This is a genomic window from Deinococcus sp. Arct2-2 (genome assembly GCF_004801315.1).
GTDB lineage: Bacteria > Deinococcota > Deinococci > Deinococcales > Deinococcaceae > Deinococcus.
This window is the reverse complement of sequence record NZ_SSNW01000046.1, coordinates 20,449-45,005: the sequence shown is the minus strand read 5'-3', so window position 1 is coordinate 45,005 and position 24,557 is coordinate 20,449. Positions and strand designations below refer to the sequence as shown.

Genomic DNA, 24,557 nt, shown 5'->3' with positions numbered 1-24,557 from the left:
CTTTCAGCGTAATCAAAAGCGATATTACGCCAATAGGCTTAACCCGAACTCACGTCCTGGAAAAAAGTTGGCAACAACTGAGAAGGAACTTCAATCCGTGATTCGAGAAATTGATCCGCAGGTCAACCTGTCCAGTGGCGCATTGTGGAGTTCGTTAGAACGCCTGATGGGCACCGGTTATCAAGTCATGCAATTCGATTGCTGGAGCTTTGGATTCCGTCTCGTCAATTCACTCGATGTCAGGCTAGCAAGGGTGGGTGGAAAACCGACGCTGCGTGAAATCGAACTGGAGCTGAGTGAGACGACCCTGAATCTGTACACCTCTGGAAGCTTAATTGCATGGCGTCCTGAGCATTCGTGAATCGCTAGGAAAGCTTGTGTGGTGCGTGTGTACTGAAGGTCATTGGTGCAATTCCCTGACGATCCTCCCCCCGTCAGACCACCATCGGCAAGGGGGGCGTCAGCGTGGTCGGCCTTCGCCACCTTGCCCCTGTTACGGGTGGCTTGCTGTAAATAACGTTGGTTGGATGCCTGCTGCCTCTTGGCTCCTGGGTGCAGGGGTGAGGTGAAGTTGTGCGGCGGGCACCTGCGCAAGAGTGACGTGACGCGGAGTACAAGTCCCGAGACGATAGATCAGCACCGCGTTTTCCCTGCGCGCAGCCGCTGCATCAAATTCTTTCAGAGTCGTTCCCACTCGTGGCACGGGCATGACAACCCAGAAGCCGATCGAGATCATCCGCTTTACGATGGCCCGAACCAGCAGCCACTCAGAAGTATGGCGCTGGAGGCGCTCAAAATTCTGGATGACCGCAGAGGCGACCGCTGCTGGAGACAAGCTCGGACGGCACTCTCCAGCATGACAGTAATTCTGGATATGCCTGTGGTGATTTAGACGGCTCACCGTTGGGAACTTGGGCAATTGAAGTCCTATACCGTTGGGATCTTGGGCAATCGGGCAAAAAAGGCCGTTGGGGGGCTCGGGTAATACAAGAAGGTTCACCGTTGGGAACTTGGGCAATTGAGGTGCAAAAGACCGTCTATCACAGGATTTCGTTTGGGCCGAATCAACATAATTCCGATGAGTTGCTCACCCGCCCATCCACGTGAAACACCTGTTCCGGACGGCAATTTTGAGATCGTGCCTCTTCGTGATTTGAACACAGCGCTGTCAAATTTAGGGTGCTCAGCGCTCCTCTGCGAGCCGCCTCAAAGATTGGTTCAAACTGCTCAAACCCTAACTACCCCTACTAAACCCCTCTGAACTTCACCGATCAGGGGGTTGTCGTGCGCTTTTTTTCTGTTCACCACTTTTGGTCTGGAAAAGCGGTGAAGGGCATTGACACTGCTAGGTTCCGCCCGCACGCACCCCGGCGCCCACCATGCGTGGCCGGGAAAAGGCCGTGTTTTCCGGCCACCACCCTTGATCCGCCCGCTCACCACCTTTGGTCTGGGATCAGTTTTCCGGCTCACCACTTTTGGTCTGAGAATGGGCCGATTCAAAATAAGAGTTATTAGTGCCATTCCCTGACGCCCCTCCCCACCGAAATACCACCGGCGAGGGGGGCCGCCAGCCTGGTCGGCCTGCGCCACCTACCAAAAGATTTCAGTAAAGATGTTACAGGTCATCCGGAAATTTAGAATTGATGACCGATTAGTTGCTTAGGTCAGGGCCGGCATCTGTTCAGCTCGCCAGAAAAACCCTGCATGATCAGCACTTCAGGAGAAATGAGGGTGCCAACAGTGAGGGTGGCTGCTGCCTGAACATGCCAGCACAGGCGAGGGCTAAACACATCGTTTCATCACTCAACCCCCAGAATCACTCGAGAACGCGTGGATCAAGGCAGCCCAAGGGGTGATGGCTTCTCCCCAAGGTGGGGGACGAATCCAGACCAACACAGCTTGCTGCCTTGTGAGGGACACCGTAGGAAACAGAGTGTGACACGCTTTTTACGAAATTCGCTGGTGACCCGCATCAGTTTCTTGAAGACGCGGTGTGAACCTCTGAAGTGGCGACGTTGCTGCGGTTCCACCGGATGACCCACTTTGAAATGTTCCCCGTTTGACATATTGTTGGCGCGGGGGTCTACAGAGGAAGTCCAGTCTGGAGGGCCTGAGCAACGTGGACGCGTCGCCACTGAACTGGCGATGCTGATCAGTGCTGCGGTTAAGCCGGTTGAGATTCACTGGCCCCAAGGGACCGGTTCCCTGACGGCGCCGCTGCTGGAAGCCCTGATGGCTCGGGACTCCAGCCGGGTCGTCTCCAGGAGTGGAAAGACGAGCTGACCGGTACGAAGCAGGGGCGTCAGCGGGCCCGCTCGGGCAGCCCCTCCGATCTGGGGCCGAACGGTGATCCACTGCCTGTTGTGCTGCGGTGTCCCGGCCACAGGTCAGGATCATGCGTGAACGGCTTGAGCGAACGCGTCACGGCTTAGGATGCTCCGGTGAAGTTGAACCTGTTGTTGGAGGTGACCTTCACTGCCTCACCTTGAGGATCAGACGGTGTTCCGCGCTGGAGGGCCGGAGTTCTGCACCACCGAATTCAGCTTCAGCCCGGTCTGGCCACGCGGTTGTTGCAGCACAGAGACAAGGCCCGGTTCAGCGCGTGGACGAGCGACCGTTGAGGTGGGCTGCGTTCGGTGAGACCTGCACGACTGTGCCCCTGTGCCTTGCCTGCTCAGCCGCGAACACCATCAGATGACTTTCCAGAGTCTCGAGCGGGCCGCTGAGAATCAAGGAGGCGTCCTCCTGGGCCACAGCACTCACAAAAGCCCGCATCAGGCCATCATCTCCGCCCCCATGGCCAGACAAAATACTGCCGTCGGAGGCAACCTCGGTATCCACCAGGCTGGTTTCGCCGGTCAGAAAATCGAAGACCTCGATCTCTTGGCTGTTGCCGCGCAGTTCGCCGCGGGTACCGAAAATGCGGGTCTCGCGGCCACGTGCGCGGGTGAAGGCCGTCATGGTGAAGCTGGCGGTCACGCCGCCCGTGAATTCAAAATTCACCACTTGGTGGTCGACCACGTTGTTGTCACAGGCATAGACGCAGCGGCCATACGGGCCTTCGCTCAGCGCCTGACCGAGACCTTCAGGGGTAAATGTGGTGGTCACGACATTGAGCGGCCAACCCGTTTGTCCGGCATTCAGCTGACCGAAATAGTACCGGGTCGCGGAGTATGGACACTGGCTTTCAATGACAGATGGGCAGGTCACGCATCGATCAGATGCACCAAGGGGCTGTTCTTGGCGGCGAAAGTGTTTCAAGCTGCCGAAGGACGATACGCGCTCGCACGTTTGGCCCACTATGTAGCGCAACCAGTCGAGGTCATGACAGGACTTGGCCAGCAACATCGGACTGCTGCTGGCCTCATTGCGCCAGTGCCCGCGGACAAACGAGTGGGCTTGGTGCCAGTACCCCACAGGTTCCAAGTGTTCCACCGATACGATATCTCCGATGGTTCCGGCGTCCAGAAGGGCCCTGAGCGCTTGCGTGTACGCGGTGTAGCGCAGCACATGGCACACGCCCAGCATCACGCCGTGCGCCCCTGCGGCCGCCACGATCCGTCGGCACCCTGCCTCATCCGGAGCCATCGGTTTTTCTAGGAGCAGATGATACCCGAGCGCGGCGGCCGCCTCCACGGGCGCGACGTGATCCGAGTCTTGCGTCGCAATCACGGCCACCTCAGCAAACCGGGGCACGGCCAGGGCAGCCTGCCAATCCGTGAATACAGCCTCTGCTGGCAGACCGAATACCTGGGCAAAGGCAATTCTACGCCCAGCATCCGGCTCGGCCACGCCCACCACCACACACTCGTCCGGATGGCGCCGAGCGTAATCGGCGTAGGTGGCGCCGCGGCTGCCTGCACCCAGAATCAAGAGCTGGACCGGCTGGGCGGCGCGGCTCATGCGCTGACCTGTGGAGGGACGGTATGTTGAATAAAGGGGGGGAGATCGTGCCACTCGGCCTCGACCAGCTCACGGAACATGGCGCGGATCTCCCTCAGAGAGCAGCGGGCCGCCGTTAATGGATCAAGCAGCAGGGCCTGCACTGCCAGTTCTGCGTCCCCGTACAGGACTGCGTCGGCCAGCAAACTGTGAATGGCCATATGCGGCCGGTCGAGGGCGGCCAGCGCCTCAGGCAACCGTCCGAAGACTTCTGGATGGACGCCATGAGCGTCCACCGTGCAGCTCACTTCAACCACGCCATCGGCCTGGAGATTCTCGATCAAGGTGGCGTGCGGCCCCTGATTAGGCAGGTTGCAGGTGATCGCCTGCGCCCGGCCCAGCACCAAGCCCTCAATCACGTTTGAAGCAAATTCTGGACTACGGGTCATGTGGATAGCGGCCTCGCCCGCCCGTTCACGCCTGATCAAGTCTTGCACCTGAAGCGTATGCTCATCGCGCCAGCGGGGCCAATTGCGGGCGTAATAGCCGCTCTCGCCTCCATACGCGGCGCGGGTGTACTGCTCAACCAGTTCAGGCCGCGTGCGAAAGTACGGCACGTATTCCGAAAAGTGACCGCTGGACTCCGTGGGAAAAGCGCCGAAGTGCCGCAGCATCTCGAAGCGCACGACGTCTTGCTCATAGATGTCCGGGCGTTCCATCGCCGCCCGCAGCCGGGGCAGTTGGTTTTCTCCTCGCCAAGTCAGTTCGGTGAACCAAGACAAGTGATTGATGCCCGCGCAGCGGTACTGTATCTCCTGCGCAGGCAGGTCCAGATATCCGGCCAACTCACGCAGGGTGTTCTGAATAGAGTGGCATAGACCGTATACCTTCAGACCTGAGGCACGCGCTGACAGCAGCACCAACGCGCTCATAGGATTGGTGTAATTCATGACTGTGGCTGCTGGAGCCAGCGCTTCCACATCGTGGAGGATGCCCTGCCAGGCAGGGGCGGTTCGCAGGAACTTCATGACGCCGCCCGGCCCAGTGGTATCCCCAATGCACTGATCTACGCCGTACCGCAGAGGAATAGCATAGTCGTGCTGCACGTTCCTGACTCCTGAGACCTCGATGGTGTTGATCAGGAAGTCGGTGCCCGGCAACAGTGAACGGCGATCTGTGGACGCACTGACTGGAAAGCGCTTACCACTGCGTGCCACCGTCAACTCCGCCAATTCATGGGCCAGCTCTAAACGTTGGGCGTCGGTGTCGATCAGGGCGAACTCCCCGGCATCCAGACTAGGGATGGACAAGACATCTGTGATCATTTGCTGGGCGAATACTGCACTGCCCGCACCGATAAGGGTCGTTTTCGTCACGCGGTTTGGCTCCTCCTGGGGGAAGGCAATTCCGTGTCCGCCGAAGGGCAGAGCCCACTCAAGCGGAGACAGTCACAAAGGTTCGGGAGAGCAGTGAGCGAGCCACGGCCGCGTCAAAGTGGACAGGGCCGCCCAAGAGGGCGTTGGCACTCCCCGCGGCCACAGCCAATTGCAGGGCATCCGGGATAGACTGGCCCTGCTCACGTGCGTAGAGGAACGCGCCTAACAACGAGTCGCCTGAACCAACTGGATTTCGAACTTCAACAACAGGGGCGGCCACTTCACAGACTTCCGCGCCGATGTATGCGGCGCCCTGTGCTCCGCGGGTGAGCAAAATGGGCACGCCCGTCCGGGCGTACAGGTCTTGTGCTGACCCAACCGTACCGCGCCCGGTCAGGGCTTCGAGTTCGTGTTCGTTCGGTTTGATCAGTCCGGCTTGGGCGTCGAGCGCGGCTTGAAGCCCAAGCCCACTGGAATCCACGACCGGCTGGCCGAGAAGCCTCAGCATGGCCCGGAACGCTTCAGAAGGCGTGCCCGGCGCGAGGCTGCCGCACACCGCTACCTGCCCTGCCGGAAGCCGGGTCAGCAGGCGGGCCACCGCGTCCGGCGCGTACAGGGGCCCGGCTTCATTGATCTCGGTGGGATGGCTGCCGTCCTGGGAGAGGATGATTTGGCATTCCCGCGTCTCGCCTGCGGTGTCTTCCAAGATGCCCTGCAACCCTTCTTCAGCCAGCAGGGTACGGAAGTGCGTGCCGTTGAAGCCGGCCACCACACCGGCCACACAGGTCTGCCCGCCAAGCGCCTGAACAATCCGCGCCAAGTTGGGCCCTTTGCCGCCCGCTGCCACGCTAAGCCGCGGCGCGCGGTGCAGTTGACCGGGGGTGAGGGGGCGGTCAAGCCAGAGTGTCCGGTCAAGGCTCAGGTTGGGAGTCAGCGCGACGATCACGCCCGGCCGGCCCCGCCCAGCAGCTTGATGTATTCCTCAGCGCGCGCCTGCATGGCGCTGCGCCCCGCATGCAGGTATGACCTTGGATCTTTGGCCCCCTGATGCAGCGAGTCTCTCACCGCGCCCGTAAAGGCCAAGGTCAGGTCCGTGGCCAGGTTCACCTTGGCGACACCTTCCCGGGCAACGCGGGCCAGTTCACCTTCCGGCACAGAACTGGCTCCGTGCAACACGAGCGGCAGAGAGGTCGCGGCGGCCAGGGCCGCGAGGCGTCCAAAGTCCAGCTGAGCACTTTTGTCTTCCTGCTTGTGTGCGCTGCCCAGGTCAACCGCCAGCAGGTCGCAGTGACTTTCCTGAGCGAAGTGGCCCAGCAGCGCCGGGTCATGCCGCTCACCGCGCCGCTCACCTTTGACCACCACTTCGTATTCGGCTTCGAGGTAGCCCCCGCCCGCATGCGCCATGGCGGCCAAGGGGCGCAGCAGGGCCGGGTCATCCCCTTCCAGCATCACGCCCTCAAAGCCTAGGCGCATGGCCTGAAGGGCGACGCCCGCGCTTTCTGCATGGTCGAAGTGGAGGATGACCGGCACCGCCGCACCGGCCTTGAGACTCAGGCCCAAGGCTGCCAACTGGGCCAGGCCCGCATGACGCGCCGCATTCTGCGAGAACTGCAAGATCACCGGTGCCCGCTGAGCCTCGGCGGCCTGCACGACCGCCTCGGCTGTCTCCAGGTTCACCGCGTTAAAAGCGGCCACCGCGTACCCGCCTTCCCGCGCCGCCTGAAGTACGGCCAAGCCGCTGGGCCGCACCGGATGCCAGACCGCGTTCACGCGAGCGTCACCACTTTGGTCAGCCAGCGCGGGGCGGTTGTGTCGAGGCCCTTGGCGTCCGCCACGCATTCTCCCAGCGCTTGGAGGGCAGGCAGCACCGTCACCGCGCGGGTCATGGCGTCGCCCCGCACCTCGAGGCTCAGGTCGCCCGGCGCGCCGAAGCCGATCACTCGCGCACCCTTCATGCGCAGTTCGCTCACCAGTTTGGCGTCCTCGGCCGCGCTGTCTGGGTGAGAGAGCATCACGACGGCGGTGCGCTCATCCACCAAGCTGACGGGGCCGTGACGGTACTCCATGGGGTGGTACGCCTGGGTATAGGTCAGGCTCATTTCCTGCAGCTTGAGGGCGCCTTCTTGGGCAGTCCCGTACAGCTCGCCTGCGCCGAGGAACACGAAGTGCGTGCGGCCGGCAATGACCTCGCCGTACGACGCGTAGGCTTGGTGCAGCAGTTTCTCAGCGGCCTGAACCTGCAGTTCGCCGTACGATAGACCGGCCAGCCGCAGACCGGTCAGCAGCATCAGGCTAGCCGAGGCCGTCATCACAATCCCCTCTTCGGGATGCGTTTCGAGATACAGCACGGTCTGGGCGTGGCGGGTCACGGAGGAGCCGTCTTCGCAGGTCAGGGCCGTGACCTGAAGGTGCATCTCTTGGCTGCGCCGCGCCGCCTGCACCGTTTCGGTGGATTCGCCGCTGCGGGAGAACACCAAGACGTGTGGCTGTATTCCGGCGGGCAGGTACGCTTCTGGGCGCGCGAGCCATTCTCCGCTCGGTACGGCCAACGCCGCCACGCCCGCCACATTCAGGGCGGCGGCCACACTCTGCGCCAAGTAGTACGACGTGCCGCAGCCCAGCAGGATATGGGGCTGGCCCCCCACCAACGGTCTGGGGGCGGTGGCCCGCTGCCAATAGGGGAACTGCCCGGCGATGCTGCGAAAAGTGGAATTCATGAGTGCTCCTGTACGGCGGGGGTGCGGGGGGCGTGTGGAAACGGAAAGGGAGGGACACGTTGGGCCGGAGCCAGGGCATGGGTGAGGACGTTCAGCGTCCAAGTGGGGTCATGTCCAGCCTGAAGAGCGGCGTGGTACAGCGGCCCACCCAGGGGAGGCAGCGCCGGCGGAACGGGGGGGGCGAGCAGGCGAGTCACGGCGGCCAGCAGAGGTGGACTGCCGAGGACGCTGCCTGCAAAGCTCCAAGGCAAGGGCCCGTTGCCCAGTTGTGCCCAGACGGACTGGATGTGGCGGGCCAGTTCCTGAGCCGCGCTGTCCAGCAGACCGAGGGCCGTGGGCTGCCCAGCGACTGCCAGATCGTTGACCGTGCGGGCCAGGGCCGCGACGCCGGAACGGGGGTGAGTCAAGGCGTGATACCACTGGAGCAGTTGGGACGGAGTAGGCGGCCCCTCCAGCGTGCTTTCCAGCAACATGCGAGCAAATTCGGCATCGGGGTGTCGGCCATCCATCCCCTGACTGGCCAGACCCAGGGCCTGCCGTCCGATCCAGTACGCGCTGCCTTCGTCTCCAAAGGCGTCGCCCCACCCGCCTGTCCGGACATGCCGCGTGCCGTCGCTGGCCCACGCCATGGAGCCGGTGCCGGAGAGCAGCAGCGCGCCCACCCCTGCAGGAAACGCACCGGAAAAAGCGGCCTGCACATCGTTCATCAGGGTATGCGGCACAGGGATCAGCCGGCGGCATACGCCCCGCTGCTGCGCCGTGATGGCTGGAGACTCGCCGTAGCCCGGTAAACCCAGGGTGGCCGCAACCAACGGGCCAGGGGCCGGGTGCTCCAAGAGGAACGCCGCGAACTCAGCCGCCCAGCCGGGCCGGTCAAAGGGATTGATGCCTGGAGCGTAAAAGGGGCCGAACACCTGGCCGCGTTGGTTCAGGTACGCCAGCGCAGTTTTGCTGCCGCCGCCGTCGAGGCCGAGAATCCAGGTGTCGGCCACGCTTATTTGCTCTGCTTCAGGAGCGTGGTCATCTCGGTGCTCGCCTGCGAAATGGCGTCTTGGAGTTTGGCGTTGCCTGTCCAGGCCAAGTTCAGCTTCTGGTTGAGCACGGTCAGCACTTCCGGCAAACCTTTCAAGGCCCGCAAGCTGCCGTTGATGACTACCGAATTGGGCAGCTGCGCGAAGACCGTCTGGGCGTTGCGGCCCGGCAAGGCCGACAGGTACTGGCTCTTGTACTGCTCGGCCAGGGTCGGCAAGAGGCCGCGCTGGGCCAACATGCGCTGCGCCTGGGTGGACGTGTTCATCCAAGAAATGAATTTTTGGGCGGCGGCCTGATTCTTGCTGCCTTTGGGCACGACCAACGCGTGGGCGCTGACCACCGGGCGGGGTTTCAAACCGCCCACGCTGGGAAAGGGCGCAAAAGCCCAGTCGAGGTCTTTGTTCTGATCCCACGTCGAGACCATCCAGCTGCCCTGCACCAAAATGCCCATCTGGCCGGCCAAGAACATCTGGTAGCCCTGCTGCGTGGCGGCCTGCGGGCCAGGCGACACTTTGTCTTTGTAAATGAGGTCCAGCAGCATCTGCGAGGTTTTTTGGAAGGTGGCGTCCAGATTGGGCGCGTAGGTGGTGCCCGTCTTCTTGATCAGGCCTTGACCGCCCGCCCCGTAGTAAAAGCTCATGCCGTATTCGAGATCCGCCTGCAAGTCTGCGCCGTTGATGCCGTAGATCTGTTTGCCGTCCTTGACAAAAGTGAGCTTCTTGGCGGCGTCGAGCATCTGGGCATACGTCCAGGCGGACGTGGGCACCGGGACGCCGCGCTCTTTGAACAGCGCCCGGTTGATGTAGACCGTGACGGGCTGCGGGCCGAGGGGCACGCCGTAGAGCTGCCCCGACACCCGGTAAGGCGTGGTGCGCGTGGCGGGCAGCAGCGCGGCGGTCTTGGCGTCCAGTGTGATGGGCGAGAGCGCGCCCTGCGACTGATAGAAGGCGAAGTTGTCGAGGTTCATCCACATCACGTCGTAGGTGCTGCCGCCCGCCGTCATGGCCGCGGCTTTTTGCCAGTACACCCCCCAAGGAACCAGGTTGTACTTCACGGTGACTTCGGACTGCGACTTGTTGTAAGCCGCGATCAGGGCTTCATCGGCCTGCTGACGGGTGCCGTCCCACGTGGCGTAGTCGACGGTGGTGGCGGCAGTGGCGGCAGTGGACAGCGACAGGGCAGCAAGCAGGAGCAGGGTCTTGGTCATGGCAGTTCCTCCAGAAAGGATTGAACACGCGAGAGGCGAATGAACTCAACGAAACGGACTAGCCCTTCATGCCGCTGGTAATAGCGGCGTCAGTGAGGTAACGCTGGACGAACAGGTAAGCAATCACGGTGGGCAGCGTCGAGAGGGTCGCGCCCGCCATCAACACGGGGATGTTCACGGAGTACTGGTTTTGCAGGCTCAGCAGGCCCACGGGCAGCAGCATTTTGTCACTGCTCTGCAGCACGATCAGCGGCCAGATAAACGACTGCCAGTTGCCCAAAAAGGAGAACAGCCACGCTGCGGCGATCGCGCCCTTGGCGGCGGGCAGGGCCACATGCCGCAGCGCCGTGAACCACGACCCGCCGTCAATCAGCACGCTTTCTTCCAGCGAGCGGGGCAGCGACCGGAAGAACTGAAAGAGCAGGAAGACGGTAAAGCCGCTGGCGATGCTGGGCACGATCAGCGCCGTGTAGGAGTCGTACCAGCCCAGCGCCCGGATCAGCAGGAACACCGGGATAATCGTGACTTGCCAGGGGATCATCAGGGACAACAGGTGTGAGCCAAACCACAGGCCCTGGCCGGGAAAGCGCAACCGCGCAAAGGCGTAAGCAGCGGGCGCTGCCGAGAAGATATTCAGGCTGGCGACCAGCACGCTCGTCCAAAACGAGTTGAAGAACATCTTGCCGAACGGAATGGTGGCGAACAGTTGCTCGAAATTGGCGAGGCTCCACTTGGCAGGCAACCACACCGGCGGCCAAGTGTAGGCCTCGGCGGGCGTCTTAAAGGCAGTCAGAATCATCCACGCAAAGGGAATAACGATGGCGAGCGCGCCCAGCGTCAGGAAAGCCAAGAGAGCCACCTGCGAGCCTTGCACGCGGGCACGCCGCACCTGATCTTGCTGTTCAGCTGGCCCGGCGGCGCGGCGCACCGCTTCAGACCTGGTCATAGTTCACCCACTTGTTTTGGGTACGCCACTGCAAGGCCATCAGCGCAATGAGAATCACAGCCAGCAACCACGCGAGCGCCGAGGCGTAGCCCATTTTGAAGAAAGTGAAGGCCGTCTTGTAGATATACAGCGCCACCGTGGTACTGCTGTCGCCGGGGCCGCCATTGGACAGCACCAATACGGCCTCGAACACTTGCAGCGCCCCGATCATGCTCAGCACCAGCACCAAAAAGATGGTCGGGCTGACCATCGGCAGCGTAATCGACCGAAAGGCTTGCCACGGGGTTGCTCCGTCCAGTTGCGCGGCCTCGTACAGGTCTTTGGGCACATTGGCGAGCGCCGCCAAAAACAAGATGATGCCCTGTCCAGACCCCTGCCATACGCTGAAAATGGCGACAGCAGGGAGCACCCAAGAGGGCGAACCCAACCAGTTGGGGCCATGCACACCCAGCCAGCCCAGAATTAAGTTCACAAGACCCTGCGGCGCGAGCAGCACTTGCCACAGCAGCGCCACTGCCACGCCAATTGTGACCATCGGCAGATAGTAGATGGTGCGGAACATCGTCTGGAGCCACCCGGCCTTGAGGTTGTTAATCCACACCGCCAGCGTCATCGAAACCGCGACACCGGTCGGCACCGCCAATAGCACATACAGCAGAGTATGAGACAGGGCCGATGTGGCGCGGGGGTCTTGCAGCGCCGAGGCGTAATTTTGCACCCCCACGAAATTGGGCCGGCTCAGACCGCCCCAATCGGTCAGGGAGATACCCAACGACGCCGCAATGGGCAGGACTGCAAACACCACGATACCCAGGGTGCTGGGCAAGATCAGCAGCGCGGCCAGCGCCGCTTCCTGCCGGCGCATGGGTGAACTACGGGACTTGCGGCCAGGACGGGAAAGGGCTGGGGGGGAAAGTTGCATGTCACCTCCTTGACACATTCATGGGATGTAGAACGAGGGGGGGAGTCCAGGTCAGGGCCGCCGCGCCGAAGCGCACGCGGCCCCAGCTCAGGGTTTGCCGACAGCGAGGCCGACCGGATACCGGCTGCCCAAGCCAATGTTCAAATTCGGGGTGGGCGTGGCCGTGCCTAAACTGGCCACTGGAAAGCGGACGAGCGAGCCGGGATCGGTGGTGTTCGTGCCGGCGACCCCTGCCGCGCCGGTCTTGTTCACGACCCACAGGTTGCCTGTCCCGTCAAAGGCCAACCCTGCGGGCTCATACAGGCCCGACGTGATCGACTTCGTCACGGCGACGTCGCCGTTGACGGAGTAGGGGCCATTCGGAGTGGGGAGGGCCGCAATGTTCACGCTGGCAATGGTGCTGGTTCCGGCATTCTTGCCGCTCAGCCACAACACGCCGCTCCGGACTGTCAGGCTGCCGCCGCCCAGGTCATTTAACTTGGTGGGGAAAGCGTACACGCCGCTCAGGGTCGGGGCAGCAGAAACGTCGTACTTGAGGATCAGACCAAAGTTAGTGTTCATCCACAGCGTACTGCCGCTCACAGCCACCATCTGCGGAAAGCCTAGATTGAGGGTGCGCTCAACGTTGAAGCCGACAGACTCGGTAGCGGCGCCTCCGTCATAGCGGCCCACGTGGGGGGTGGTCACGGCCGTGCCGTTGGGCATACTGCCGCTTTGCACCACCCATAGTCGGTCCTGGGGGTCTACGGCCACCCCGGTGGGGTAGCTGAGGTTGCCGAGTTGCGCTATTCCCGCCCCAGCATTCAGGCTGTATGAAGGATAACGGGTCACTTTTCCAGCGGCCACATTGTCCACCACGTACTGCGTGCCTTGGGAATCCAGCGCGATATTCCACACTTGCTGCACGCTGTAGGTGGGCAGACTGCGTGCTGGAGCCGAGGTGCTGGTGAGCGAGGCGCTGTTGTCATAGGCCAGGACTTTGCCCAAGCCCGCCTGCGCCACAAACACGCTGTCGCCTGTGGTCTTCCATGCGGTCAGGCGCAGGTCGTAGCGCATGCTCTCGCCCTGACTCTGGGCCTGTACAGGAATGATGTACGTGCCAGCAGCGGCGGTAGACGGCACCGTCAGGGTCAACGTGACCTTGGTGGATGGGCCGGGCGTGACCGAGGTCTGCGAGAGGGACGCCGTCACTCCAGCGGGCAGGTCACCCAGACTCAAATACACCTTGCCCGCGTAGCCATTGACCGACGCGATGCTGAGCGTGGTGGTGGCGGTGCGCCCGGCCCCCACATTGACGGACGAGGGTCCGAAGGTGGTACTGAAATCTGGCTCCGTCACCTTGTCGTAGGCGCTGCATCCGGGCGCGGCCCGCACCGGTGCGCTGGTCTCCACGAAGTCGTAGGCCCGCTGAAATCCGGCGTCCGAATACGCGGCCAGCCAGCCGTCCCGGCGTTCTTGCGTCCGCACATTTTTCGCGTACAAATAAGACGCACACTGCACCATGTAGTTGTCGGGGTGCCCAAAGTCTTGTTGAAAGACGATTCCGCCTGCCCGGAAATATTCCAGCGCGTGGTTGTCCCGGTTGGCGCGGTAGGCCCGGTCGCGGGTGGCGTCCGCCGGCGTGCTGCGGGCGTAGTACTGCTCCCACGTTTCGTAGTTCTGCGGCGCGAAGGGCCATACGGTGTCGTCGGCGGTGGGGCTGGGCTTGTTGGGTTTGGTGACGGCCACTTCATGCATCACGCCGTCCACATAGCCTTGGCTGCCGTCAGTGGCATTCTCGCGGTCGAGCAGCAGGTCAAAGCCGCCGTTTTGGATCAGCAGGGCACTGGGGAGCGCCGAGCGCAGCGCCTTGATGGTGTCGATGTAGGCGCGCTTCATGGCGGCATAGTTGGGACGCCCTGCGTCCAACGTCACAGCCCCCTCGATGTACACGGCCGTGGTCGGCCCAGCAGCGTCGGCATTCGAGAAGAACTCCGCGTCGTCGATGGTATCCAGAAACAGGCCGTCGAAGCCCCGGTCGAGCAGTGCGCCAGCGTTGTTGACCAGGAAAGTGCGAACCGCCGGAGTGGTGAGGTTCAGGATCGGTGCCCCGAAGTTGCCGTTGGTGCCTATGAACCATTTAGGGCTGTCGTTGAGGTGGTCGGCTTTGACCTGCCGGCCTGTCTTGGTCACGCCGCCGTCGATGTACAGGTTGTCGACCGCCAGTTCACCGAGGGCCAGATACACCGCCGCGTAGCCGGTGTTTTGAAGGGCCCTCATCTGATCCGGCGTGATGCCCGGCTGCACAAAACTGATGTCACGTTTGCTGAGGAGGTCGAGGGTGGTGGTATCGGGCAGGGCGTAGTAGGTGTCGAAGGTAGAGACTTTGGAGGTACCGTCGGCCCGGCGCAGACGGGAGGGCGCTTTGGTGGCGGCCAACGCCGTCAACTGCGCCGCCGACGTCGGGGTTGAGGCTGTTATGTCGGCTGTGGGCGTGTTCGACCCACAGGCCGATAGGCACATCAGGGCGGTGAGCGCAAGGACTGCTCCACTGGTACGGATGAAGTTCATGGATTGACCTCCAGTAATTGATCCAGAGAGATAGTCGAGACAAAGGGAATAAAGTTATAAGACTTCGCCCGCTGGTAATCGCGGGTGATGACGTCCGTCTGATCCGGCTGGGCGTAATCGAGCGCCAAGACGACCAGGCCCCGCTTGGCGAGGTTCTCGACGAAGCTGGGATCACCGTTGACGCTGCCGTAGGTCTTCTTGCCAAAATCGTAGGCGCTGGAGAAGTTTTCGAACATCACGGCGTCAATGGTGGTGGCCGTGTCGTTGAGCAGCGCAAAGCCCCGGTTTTGCACCAACACTGCGTCTGGGTAGGTGGCCCGCAGATTCTCGACGATCTTTACCAGGCCGGGAGCGATCTTGGGGTACAGATCGGCGGTGTCGAGGGTATCGAGGAAAAAGCCGTCGAAGCCGCGTTTATTGAGGGCGGCGGCCTGCTCCTGAATGATGGTCTGCCAACCGCTTTGACCCGCGTCGATAAATTTCGATCCCCAGTTCTTGTTTTCTCCGAGCACCCACGCCGCGGGCACACGGCCCGCATAGGGACTGTTTTTCTCCAGTTCTCCGACAGACAGGTAGGCCACCACACGCGTGCCGTTGGCGTGCAACGCCTGAATCTGCGCGTCAGTGACGGTGGAAGGCTGCACGATGGCGAGGTCATAATTGTTGAGCTTGGCGACGGTGCTGGCCTGTTTGCCGTAATAGACGGAATACGATCCGACGTCCGAAATTCGGCTTGTCAGGGGCGCGCCTGCCGGGGACTTGCCGAGGGCCGCGCTGATGGTTTGGGCCAGGGGCGCCGGGTCGCCGGCCTGCTGCACGAAGGCCAGGTAGCCGTAATTGTTGGGGGAATTGAAGTCGCCCCCGACTGGCCAGATGGGGTACTCGGCCGCTTTTTGGTGTTCGCGTCCCACCTTGAGGGCCCACACATCGCCTGTCTTGGCGGCCGGAAACGTGGCGCTGTTGAGGGGAATGGCAAGCTCCAGCACCCAGCGCGTATCCTCAATTCGCCCGGCACTCTTGTAGTCGGTGGTGGCCGTGTACGCCTTGAAACGGGTGCCCGCCGGGTTGATGGCAAAATGCAGGTCGGCGGGCGCTTTGGCGTAGGGGTTTGTCCGGACGAACAGTTCCAGAACGTCGTCGTTCCACCATTCCCCAGCTTCCGGCGCGAGTTTGGCCAGCACGGTGGCTTTGGGCTGATTGAAGACGCCGAGGACATAGAGGTTTTGCTCATCCCAAGCCAGCGAGTAGTAGCCGCTGTTCTTGACGGGCACGCTCGGCACCCCATTGCTCAAGGTCACCGGATACTGGGGCACGCCGTCCCACTGCTTCAGGTCGCCGCCGAGCGTGATGGTTTTGCGGACGGCCTGCGCGACGCTACTGGTCAGGACAAGGCCGCTGGACGTCTGGGCGGAGGCGAGCGAGGCGGTGAGCACAGTGAGGGCCAGCAAAGGTAGAGCACGCTTCATGAGGGTCTCCCGAGTGGCACGATGGTGGCGGCCACATTGAACTCGACCAACCGCGACTTCCACGCGGCGTCAAGATGACTGTCGGTAATCAGGGTGTGCGCGGCCGTGACTGGCGCGACCGCGTACGGGGCGCTATGACCGAACTTGCTGGAATCGGCCAGCACGATCGGCTGTGCGGTTCGGCCAATCATGACGCGGTTGAGGCTGGCCTCCGCCTGACTGAGGGTGTACATGCGCCCGTCGTCGCGCACCGCACTGGTGCCCAGATACAGCTGATCCAGCCACAGTTCTCCCAGCATCTGCTCGGCGTAAGGGCCGACCATCGAGAGGTTCTCGTTCCGGAGCTGCCCGCCCAGCAGGTTGACGTTCAGGCCGTCGACATTGACCAGTTCCTGCGCCACGGCGAGACCGTTGGTGAACACGGTCAGGGGAAAGGGGTCAAGCTTCAGGCGGCGGGCAAGTTGAAGCACGGTCGTGCCCGCATCGAAAAAAACCGTGGTGTGTGGGCGGAGCAGGCCGTACGCCACCTGTGCGATGGCCCGCTTGGCATCCAGGGCCTCCTGAACACGCGACTGAAAGGCAATTTCTGGGCCAGCCGTATCGGCCAGTTTCGCGCCCCCGTGGGTGCGCGTGATGGTGCCGACCTCCTCGAGCCGCTGCAAATCGCGCCGAATGGTCACGATTGACGCGCCGGTGGCTTCGGCCAGTTCCTGCACGTTGGACAGCCCGTTGCTGTAGAGATGCTGCTGAATCTTGCTGATGCGGTCGGACTGCACGGCTCACCTCCGCCTGACGGCGTTTTGGAATAGGGACATGGCATTTGGGCAGGTTGTGGTGCGGAACACATCAACCTTAGCAAATATAACGATCAAAAGCAACCATTTAAGTGATCGTATGAGATCTGAGATTTAGCCTGCCAGCCAGATAGACGTGGTGGAGTTCACCCTGCTGGCCTAAAATCACCAGATCTGCACGCTGGCCAGGCTGAACGTCTCCCCGGTCAGTGAGATTGAGATACTGGGCGGGAACCACGCTGGCCAGGCTCACTGCCTGGTGAAGAGACAGCCCCGCCCGAACGGCTTGACGCACAGCCTGATCCATCGTAAGCAGGCTGCCCGCCAAGCTGCCGCTGGGGAGTCTGGCCTGACCCGCCTGCACCAGTACAGGCTGTCCGCCCAGCTCATAGCGGCCGTCCGGCATCCCCGCCGCCCGCATGGCGTCGGTAATCAGGAGGGTTCGGTGCGGTTTGGCCTGCATCAACGCCCTAAAACTTTCAAGGTGGACATGGTGGGTGTCTAAAATGACTTCTGCAAAGGTATCTGGGCGGGCCAATAGCGCGCCCACCACGCCCGGCTCTCTGCCCGAGAATCCGGTCATCGCGTTGAAGAAGTGCGTTCCAGCCACCGTTCCCCCGGCAGCCTGTACGGCGCTGATCACCTCCGCGGCTTCTGCTGCAGTGGCCAGCGTGTGCCCGAAACTGACCCTGACGCCTGAGCGCGCCAGCACGGCGGACGCAGCCAAAGCCCCCGGCAGTTCCGGGGCGAGCGTGACGACCCGCAGTGCGCCGCTCTCCAACACTTGCTGCAGCCGCGCTGCTGAAGGATTCAAGGCGAAGGGGGGTTGCGCTCCCAATTTGCCGGGGTTGATGAACGGCCCCTCCAGGTGAGCGCCAAGCACCTGCGCCTCTCCACTCCGCTGATCCCGGCTCACGTCGCGGACAGCACGTAACGCTTGCAAGACGTCTTCCCAAGGCCTCGTGATCGTCGTGGCAAGCAGCGCCGTGGTGCCGTGGCCGGCATGAAACCGCGCCATCTGCCGGATGCCATCTGGACCGTCCATCACATCGGCCCCGCCTCCCCCGTGCACATGAACATCGATAAATCCTGGCGCGATCCACTCGTCAGGAGCTTGGGGCAGGGCTTCAAATGCAGTAATGGTAGCTTCAAACGTCAGGCGTCCTGCCTGCCAACCCAATGGCGTCCAGATCTGGCCTTCAACGACAGTCATGCCACACGATAACAAACGGTATGTTCTATGACCGCTTTTGATTGAATTCGGACAGAGTCTTTCCTTGAGGGCAACTGGAGAGAGCACCCATTCGAGTTGGCCCACCTGAACTGAGCGCCGGCGAGCTTGGCTGAACCTGGGCCGGGACAGCGGTAAAAACGCTGAAAGCCTGATCCTGTGTTGATATTCAGGAGCGTCTAGCCACACGTGATGGTGGGATGACGAGACACCTGAAGACCTGCTGGCGGCGCATCTTTCTCTGCCGGCGCTGAACCCCCGCTGGCGGAACAACCAGCAAGTGAGGCGCTGGAGCGCACTCTCCCCAGTGTCACGCCGCACCTGTGGAAGATGTGGCTGAGCGTAGACCGGTACGCTCCCCAAGCTGAAGCATCGTGCAGCCGTTACGGGGAGCTGAGCAGGCGGCGGAGCAAGGCCATCAACAGGCCCTGTTCGTGACTGGACAGCCGGGCCGTGACTGCTTGCTCAGCCTGACGAACATCTGGCAGCGTCTGGGTCAGCAACTCGGTTCCGGCGTCGGTCAGCGCCACGCTGTTTTTTCGGCGGTCGATCGCGTCGGCATCCCGCCGAACAAGGCCGCGGCTTTCGAGCAGATCAACTGTTCGCATGACGGCTGTTCGGTCGAGTCCCACCTGTTGACTCAGCACAATCTGTGCCTGAGGGCCACGGGTTTGAAGCAGCAGCAGCAGGCCGTACTGCGCCACCGTCAGCTGGTGCGGCGCAATTACCCCTTCCACCTGCCGGTTGAGCTGTTCGGCCACTTTGTTCATCAGAAACCCCAGATGCTCCAAAAATTCTGGGGGGAAGGCCGATGACTCCAGCACAAGGTCAGGGCGAGGCTTAGCCCTGGGCACGTTTTATCACAATTGAGATCATCACATTTGTGATTATATCAAGCGGTTCAGGGAGCCTCAGCGGTGAGCCCTGAACCGGGCGTGAACGGGTCATGCCTGAATTGTCGCACTGTTGCGGCGCAGACCCAGCCGTGCCCGCCTTACCGCCTGCAGGAGATCGACCATGACCCAGAACGTTCTTTTGGCCGGAGCCACCGGCATGCTCGGTGGCCGCATTGCCCACCACCTGCTCCTTGAGCCGGAAATCCATCTCCGGTTGCTGGTGCGATCTGCCGAGCGTCCCAACCAGCAGGCGCTTCTCAAGCCGCTGATCGAACGGGGCGCTGAAGTGGTTCAAGGCGACCTCTCCGATCCACCTTCCCTCGACCGGGCCACGCAGGGCGCGGACGTGATCATCTCCGCCGTCCAAGGCGGGCCAGACGTGATCGTTGATGGTCAGGTGGCGTTGGCCCAGAGCGGTGCACGCAACGGCGCGCGCCGTATCCTGCCGTCCGACTACGGCCTCGACCTCTTTCAGGCGACGCCCGGCGAGCACCTGATGTTCGACCTGCGCCGCACTGCGGATGAGCAGATTGCCGCCACCGGGATTCAGCAGATCAACGTGCTCCAGGGTGCCTTCATGGAAATGTTTGCGCCTGGTGCAGGGACGTTCGATGATGACACTGGCACCGTGACCTACTGGGGCGACGGTACCCAGATGATCGACACCACCAGCTTGGAAGACACGGCGCGGATGGTGGCCCGGATTGCCCTGGATCCGGGCGTGCAGGAGGGTAAGTTCGCCTTCGCGGGTGACCGCCTCTCGATCCTTGACGCGACCAAAGTGATAGAAGCCCAGACCGGACGAACATTCAAGCACCTCGTGATGGGCACAGAAGCGGAACTGCGCGCTGCACACTCGCAGGCACTCCAAGAGACCTCTCATCCGTTCGCTGCAGTGCTGCTGGCTTACCAGCTCTACATGCTGATCGGTCAGACCAATCTCAGTCACCTTCAGAACGGGCGGTACCCGGACGTGCCGCTGGAGAATTTCACTCAGTTTGCTGCCCGCGCCCTGCCCCAGCGCCGAACCGCCTGAATCTGCGAAGCGGAGCAGACCGGAGATCCACTTGACTGAAAGGACCGAGGAGTCTGCTATGACGAACGACACGCCCGCCGCTCTCTCGCCGCTGCCCGGCGCTGAAGGGTTCAACCACGGCAGCAATACGGCGCCCGCCTACCGGTGGCTTGACATCCTGTGGATTGTGCTGCCCGGCGCTCAGGACACGGGGGGGCGATTCTCGCTGATGGAAGAATGGTTGTCTCAGGGTTCAGGACCCGGGCCGCACAAGCACACCTGGTCGGATGAAACCTATTACATCCTGGATGGCCAGATCACGTTTCTGGTGGGCGACGAAACCAAGGTCGCGCGTACGGGCGACTTTCTGATGGTGCCGCGCGGCACCCGCCATGCGTTCCGTGTCGACAGCGAGACGGCCCGCTTCCTCAACGGCTACACCCCGGCCAGCCTGGAGGCCGCCGTCATTGAGATGGCGATGCCCGCACCCGCACGGATCCTGCCGCCCAAGAACGCCACGCTCAATCCCCTGATGACGCCCGAGCAACTCTGACGCTACGGCATGGACATCGTGCCCGGCCCCAACCCTTTGCGTCCCGAGGAGCACTGACCTTGAGCGTGGGCCCTGTCCGGTGGACAGGTTGACAGCCGGGTCCCAACTGCTCGTCGGGCGCGTCTTCGGCCGCATAGTGGAACGGATCAGGTCAACGCGGCCTGACAGGAGACGGTGCGTCCCGGTCACTGCGCCGGCCAGTAGGAAGACTTGCCCTGTCTCCGCGTGCGCCTCCTCTTCGCCAGCAGGTTCTGGCACATCACCGGCACACTCGAAGGGCACCATCAGGCCACCCACGCTTTTCGAGCGTCCACCAGTCAATGGGCTGAGACCACTGAATTTCAAGGAGTGAAGAGGGTGTTTCTCCGACCTGCTCAGGGAAGACAAACTCACATCAGACCGACACCGGAACCTCACTCCCTGTTCATGGGCCTTTAACCTCTTGACAGCACATTTCGCTCACCACCCACCAGGGCCCTGTCTCTGGCACAGGGGACTTTTCTATGATTTCCCCCCAACCCATCATTGTGCTCGCGGGCGCCTCTGGCGACCTGGGCACCCGCATCGCCAGGGCCCTGGTGTCCCGCGGCGCCGCAGTCCGTGCCCTAATCCGCCCGAACCTGTCCGCTCCTGAGCGGATCCACCTCACCGCACTCGGCGTGAGCCTGGCGGAAACGGATCCGGAAGACGTTGCTTCACTTGCCGCCGCCATGGCTGGCGCCTCCTGTGTCGTCTCGGCGCTCAACGGCCTGCATGACGTGATCCTAGACCGCCAGAGCCTTCTCCTTGACGCCGCCGTGAGCGCGGGAGTGCCGCGCTTTATCCCGTCGGATTACTCCGAGGACTTCACCCACACGGCGCCGGGCGACAACCGCAACCTCGACCTGCGCCGCGAATTTATGGGCCGGGCTGACCGCGCCTCCATCCAGATCACGTCTATCCTCAACGGCGCGTTTATGGACGTGCTGGGAGCCGAGATGCCTATCATCCAGCCAAAGATTCGCCGGGTGCTGTACTGGATCAGTGCCGACCAGCCGATGGACTTCACCACCAAGGACGACGTGGCCGCCTATGTGGCCGCCGCTGCCCTGGACGGCAGCACGCCGCGCTTTCTGCGCATCGCTGGGGAAACAATCAGCGCCCGCGAACTCGCCGGGGTGATGAGCGAGGTGACCGGGGAACTGTACCGGCCGCTGTATGTGGGTGGAAAAGGAATGCTTGGCCTGATGATCAGGGTGGCCAAGCGCGCCGCGCCGCAGCCGGGCGATCCCTTTCCAGCCTGGCAGGGGATGCAGTACATGCGCGACATGTTCACCGGGAAAGGCAAACTTACCCCGCTCGATAACGACCGCTACCGGGACTTGCGCTGGACATCGGTACGCGAGCAACTGAGCAAGCACCGGCCCAGCTGAGCCTCGGCACTCTGAGCGCAGAGGCTCCGCGACCAAACTCTGATTTCCAGCTGGGCCGTGCGCAGACACAGGGTGACGTCGGGTTTGTCGAGCGTACTGTTGACGCCGCCGCTGCCGAAGACCATCCCTCAGGTTCTCGCCATGTACTGGAAGGCGAGTTGACAGGCAACGGTCGGTCAGGCAGCCACTGGCGCTGAAGCTATTTCGCTGGCTCAGCAGACCAATCCACATGTGGTGTTGATGGATCTGCGGATGCCAGAACTGGACGGTGCAGCGGCCACAGCCCAACTGACACTGACGGTTCCCGGGAGCCGCGTACTCGTCTTGACGGTGTACGACAGTGACATGGATATTTTAAAGGCCATTGAAGCGGGCGCTGTCGGCCACCTCCTCAAAGACACGCCCCACAACGAATTGTTCGCCGCCGTTCGAGCGGTCGCGCGCGGAGAACGTCGGCTGGCCTCCAGTGTTGCCGAAAAGCTCATGCACCGCTCGATGGATCAGCCTGCCGACCTCCTGACCGCCAGAGAACTTCAAGTCCTCTCTCTGGTGGCAGATGGGCTGAGCAACAAAAAGGTCGCTTCCAAGCTCCTCATTGGTGAGCCGACGGTCAAAGCCCATCTGGTTCGGGTCTTCGACAAGCTTGGGGTCAAGGGCCGCACTGCCGCTGTCATGGCGGCGCTTGAGCGCGGCCTGCTGAGACACTAAAAGCTCTACAGCAAGGCCCCCTGCTCTCTCTGGAACGTTTGTGCAGTCTAGGTAGGACAGTCAAGGCAGCCCAAGAAATGTCATCAATTCCGCCGCGGCGCTGCGGCCTGCCCGGTTGGCGCCAATCGTCGACGCCGACGGGCCATAGCCCACCAGATGCACGCGCGGATCTTTGGCCACTTGCGTCGCGAGCCGTCCGGTCATCCGGATGCCGCCCTCGCTGCCTTGCAGCATTAAGGGTGCCAGGTGATCGAGTGAGCTTCGAAAGCCCGTGCACCACAAGATCACGTCGGCGTGCTGCTCGGTACCGTCGGCCCAGCGCACTCCGTCCTCGGTGATCTCGCTGAACATGGGCAGCCGCGTGAGCACCCCTCTGGCCCGCATGGCCTCCACTGCTGGCGTCAGCACCACACCCGTCACGGCTACCACGGACTGCGGCGGCAAGCCGAGGCGCACCCGCTCCTCCACGAGCGCGACCGCCGCGCGCCCCGCCTCCTCGGTGAACTGGCCCTCGCGGAACTCGGGTGGCCGCCGCGTCACCCAGGTCGTGGTGGTGACCTGCGAAATCTCATCCAGCAACTGGACGGCGGAAATGCCGCCCCCGACAATCAGCACATGCTGCCCGGCAAATGCCTGCGCGCCTGTGTAGTCCCGGGTGTGCAGTTGCCGCCCGCGAAAGCGGTCTGCACCGGGGTACATCGGAATGAACGGGGTCTCCCAAGTGCCGGTAGCGTTGATCAGTCCCCGGGCCGAGAAGTCTCCCCGGTCTGTCCCGATCTTCAGACGCTGGCCATGTTCAGTGACCAAGCTGACCCGCACCGGCCGGACGACCGGCAGATGAAAGGTCTCTTCATACGCTGCGAAGTAACGTGGAACAGCAAGGCTCGCCCGTACCTGCGGCTCGTGCGAACCGACCGTCTGTGCAAACGGCAATCCGGGCAGGTCATGAATGCGGTTGACGGTGCTGAGCGTCAAGGTAGGCCAACGGAACTGCCACGCCCCGCCGGGCGCGGCGGCGGCATCGAGCACCACGTAGTGTTGATGCGGAACTAAACCGAGCTGCTGGAGGTGATAGGCCGCAGACAGCCCCGCTTGACCGGCACCGACGACGACGACATGCGTCTTGAGGGAGACCCCAGGCGGAGAGAGAAGAGGAGGCGGTGGGGTGGGCGTCATGCAGGTCTCCAGGTTCCTCTCTGTCGGGCGAAGGTTGGGGCGCACCCCTGTATCGGGAGGGATCTTGAGGTTCAACTTTTTTCAGTCCACTGAGGGCGGTGGCTCACCAGACAAGGTCTCCCTGAATGCACCGCACCATCAGCGCTGTGCACGCTCCAGCCGCCGTAGCACTAGGGCCAGCTGAGCCTGCTCTTCGGCCGTCAAGATTCCGAACTGCTCGACCAACCAGTCCTCATGCGCAGGTACCAGCGCGTCAAACAGGGCCTGGCCCGTGGGGGTCAGGTGCAGCAGCTTTTCTCTCCCGACAGGACGCCGCTCGATGAGCTGGCGCTGACCCAAATTCAGCATCAGCTGGCTGGTGTTGCCTTGGGTCACCAACAGCTTCTCGCTGAGGTCACGCTGGGTCAGGCCGGGCTGGCCGCCAATGGTGGCAATCACGTTGAATTGCGCTGGGCTGAGCTGATGCTCTTTGAGGAGCTCATTCCAAGCTTTGCTGATGCGCTGAGTCACATGCAACATCCGCAACCAGGCGAGCACGGCGGGGCGGCCAGTGCTGGCACGCCGAGCATTCGGGGCAGGGGGAACTTGCGCCATACGTTCACTTTAGTGCTAAAGTGAATCCGCGTCAAGTTCAGGGACAGCCTGTGTTCCTGGCCCTTCTCTCCCCCCTCGTG

Annotated in this window: 21 protein-coding genes; 5 read left to right on the top strand and 16 right to left on the bottom strand. The window is 62.5% G+C overall.

Annotated features, from left to right (window positions below; all coding sequences use genetic code 11):
- On the top strand, positions 1-361 hold a 361-nt coding region (locus E7T06_RS16790; RefSeq protein ID WP_205750962.1), incomplete at its 5' end, for a hypothetical protein.
- A 2,234-nt stretch (positions 362-2,595) separates the two neighbouring features.
- Here the strand turns inward: E7T06_RS16790 and E7T06_RS16785 are convergent.
- From E7T06_RS16785 to E7T06_RS16720, 14 genes are all read right to left on the bottom strand, one after another.
- Positions 2,596-3,903: a Gfo/Idh/MocA family oxidoreductase gene (locus tag E7T06_RS16785; RefSeq protein ID WP_136366920.1), complete on the bottom strand. Its 1,308-nt coding sequence runs from the start codon at positions 3,901-3,903 to the stop codon at positions 2,596-2,598.
- The gene (locus tag E7T06_RS16780; protein WP_136366919.1) at positions 3,900-5,258 is read right to left on the bottom strand and encodes an alpha-glucosidase/alpha-galactosidase; all 1,359 of its coding nucleotides are present in this window, start codon (positions 5,256-5,258) and stop codon (positions 3,900-3,902) included. Before E7T06_RS16780 ends, E7T06_RS16785 begins: the two co-directional genes overlap by 4 nt.
- 58 nt (positions 5,259-5,316) lie before the next feature.
- A complete protein-coding gene (locus tag E7T06_RS16775) occupies positions 5,317-6,204 on the bottom strand; it encodes a PfkB family carbohydrate kinase (protein WP_168733606.1) in 888 nt (295 codons plus the stop codon).
- Positions 6,201-7,028, bottom strand: a complete 828-nt coding sequence (locus E7T06_RS16770; RefSeq protein ID WP_168733605.1) for a class II fructose-bisphosphate aldolase — start codon at positions 7,026-7,028, stop codon at positions 6,201-6,203. The genes E7T06_RS16775 and E7T06_RS16770 overlap by 4 nt, the downstream gene beginning before the upstream one ends.
- Positions 7,025-7,975 carry an SIS domain-containing protein gene (locus E7T06_RS16765; RefSeq protein WP_136366916.1) on the bottom strand — a complete coding sequence of 317 codons (951 nt, stop codon included), beginning with the start codon at positions 7,973-7,975 and terminating at the stop codon, positions 7,025-7,027. The genes E7T06_RS16770 and E7T06_RS16765 overlap by 4 nt, the downstream gene beginning before the upstream one ends.
- On the bottom strand, positions 7,972-8,967 hold the full coding sequence (locus tag E7T06_RS16760; protein WP_168733604.1) for a BadF/BadG/BcrA/BcrD ATPase family protein: 996 nt from the start codon (positions 8,965-8,967) through the stop codon (positions 7,972-7,974). Before E7T06_RS16760 ends, E7T06_RS16765 begins: the two co-directional genes overlap by 4 nt.
- Before the next feature lie 2 nt (positions 8,968-8,969).
- A complete protein-coding gene (locus E7T06_RS16755) occupies positions 8,970-10,214 on the bottom strand; it encodes a sugar ABC transporter substrate-binding protein (RefSeq protein WP_136366914.1) in 1,245 nt (414 codons plus the stop codon).
- A 58-nt stretch (positions 10,215-10,272) separates the two neighbouring features.
- Entirely contained in the window at positions 10,273-11,160 is an 888-nt protein-coding gene (locus tag E7T06_RS16750; protein WP_136366913.1) for a carbohydrate ABC transporter permease, read from the bottom strand.
- Entirely contained in the window at positions 11,147-12,082 is a 936-nt protein-coding gene (locus tag E7T06_RS16745; protein WP_168733603.1) for a sugar ABC transporter permease, read from the bottom strand. Before E7T06_RS16745 ends, E7T06_RS16750 begins: the two co-directional genes overlap by 14 nt.
- An 87-nt stretch (positions 12,083-12,169) precedes the next feature.
- The gene (locus E7T06_RS16740; RefSeq protein WP_136366911.1) at positions 12,170-14,632 is read right to left on the bottom strand and encodes a hypothetical protein; all 2,463 of its coding nucleotides are present in this window, start codon (positions 14,630-14,632) and stop codon (positions 12,170-12,172) included.
- Complete coding sequence (locus tag E7T06_RS16735) at positions 14,629-16,098, bottom strand: endo alpha-1,4 polygalactosaminidase (RefSeq protein WP_136366910.1); 1,470 nt, start codon at positions 16,096-16,098, stop codon at positions 14,629-14,631. Before E7T06_RS16735 ends, E7T06_RS16740 begins: the two co-directional genes overlap by 4 nt.
- Positions 16,095-16,874, bottom strand: a complete 780-nt coding sequence (locus tag E7T06_RS16730) for a DeoR/GlpR family DNA-binding transcription regulator (protein ID WP_136366909.1) — start codon at positions 16,872-16,874, stop codon at positions 16,095-16,097. Before E7T06_RS16730 ends, E7T06_RS16735 begins: the two co-directional genes overlap by 4 nt.
- A gap of 106 nt (positions 16,875-16,980) precedes the next feature.
- Positions 16,981-18,105: an N-acetylglucosamine-6-phosphate deacetylase gene (nagA, locus tag E7T06_RS16725; RefSeq protein ID WP_136366908.1), complete on the bottom strand. Its 1,125-nt coding sequence runs from the start codon at positions 18,103-18,105 to the stop codon at positions 16,981-16,983.
- Positions 18,106-18,506: 401 nt separating this feature from the next.
- On the bottom strand, positions 18,507-18,893 hold the full coding sequence (locus tag E7T06_RS16720) for a MarR family transcriptional regulator (RefSeq protein ID WP_136366907.1): 387 nt from the start codon (positions 18,891-18,893) through the stop codon (positions 18,507-18,509).
- A 247-nt stretch (positions 18,894-19,140) separates the two neighbouring features.
- Here E7T06_RS16720 and E7T06_RS16715 point away from each other — a divergent pair, with 247 nt between their 5' ends.
- The 4 genes from E7T06_RS16715 to E7T06_RS22220 all read left to right on the top strand — a co-directional run bounded on the left by E7T06_RS16715 (position 19,141) and on the right by E7T06_RS22220 (position 22,707).
- A complete protein-coding gene (locus E7T06_RS16715) occupies positions 19,141-20,055 on the top strand; it encodes an NmrA family NAD(P)-binding protein (RefSeq protein ID WP_136366906.1) in 915 nt (304 codons plus the stop codon).
- A 58-nt stretch (positions 20,056-20,113) separates the two neighbouring features.
- Positions 20,114-20,587, top strand: a complete 474-nt coding sequence (locus E7T06_RS16710) for a cupin domain-containing protein (RefSeq protein ID WP_136366905.1) — start codon at positions 20,114-20,116, stop codon at positions 20,585-20,587.
- A 503-nt stretch (positions 20,588-21,090) separates the two neighbouring features.
- Positions 21,091-21,999, top strand: coding sequence for an NmrA family NAD(P)-binding protein (locus E7T06_RS16705; RefSeq protein WP_136366904.1), 909 nt, complete (start codon positions 21,091-21,093; stop codon positions 21,997-21,999).
- A 201-nt stretch (positions 22,000-22,200) separates the two neighbouring features.
- Entirely contained in the window at positions 22,201-22,707 is a 507-nt protein-coding gene (locus E7T06_RS22220) for a response regulator transcription factor (RefSeq protein WP_346763218.1), read from the top strand.
- Between the two features lie 60 nt (positions 22,708-22,767).
- Here the strand turns inward: E7T06_RS22220 and E7T06_RS16695 are convergent, their stop codons facing one another.
- Both E7T06_RS16695 and E7T06_RS16690 read right to left on the bottom strand, forming a co-directional pair.
- A complete protein-coding gene (locus E7T06_RS16695; protein ID WP_136366903.1) occupies positions 22,768-23,883 on the bottom strand; it encodes an NAD(P)-binding domain-containing protein in 1,116 nt (371 codons plus the stop codon).
- A 138-nt stretch (positions 23,884-24,021) separates the two neighbouring features.
- Complete coding sequence (locus E7T06_RS16690) at positions 24,022-24,477, bottom strand: MarR family winged helix-turn-helix transcriptional regulator (RefSeq protein WP_136366902.1); 456 nt, start codon at positions 24,475-24,477, stop codon at positions 24,022-24,024.
- Positions 24,478-24,557 lie beyond the last annotated feature (80 nt).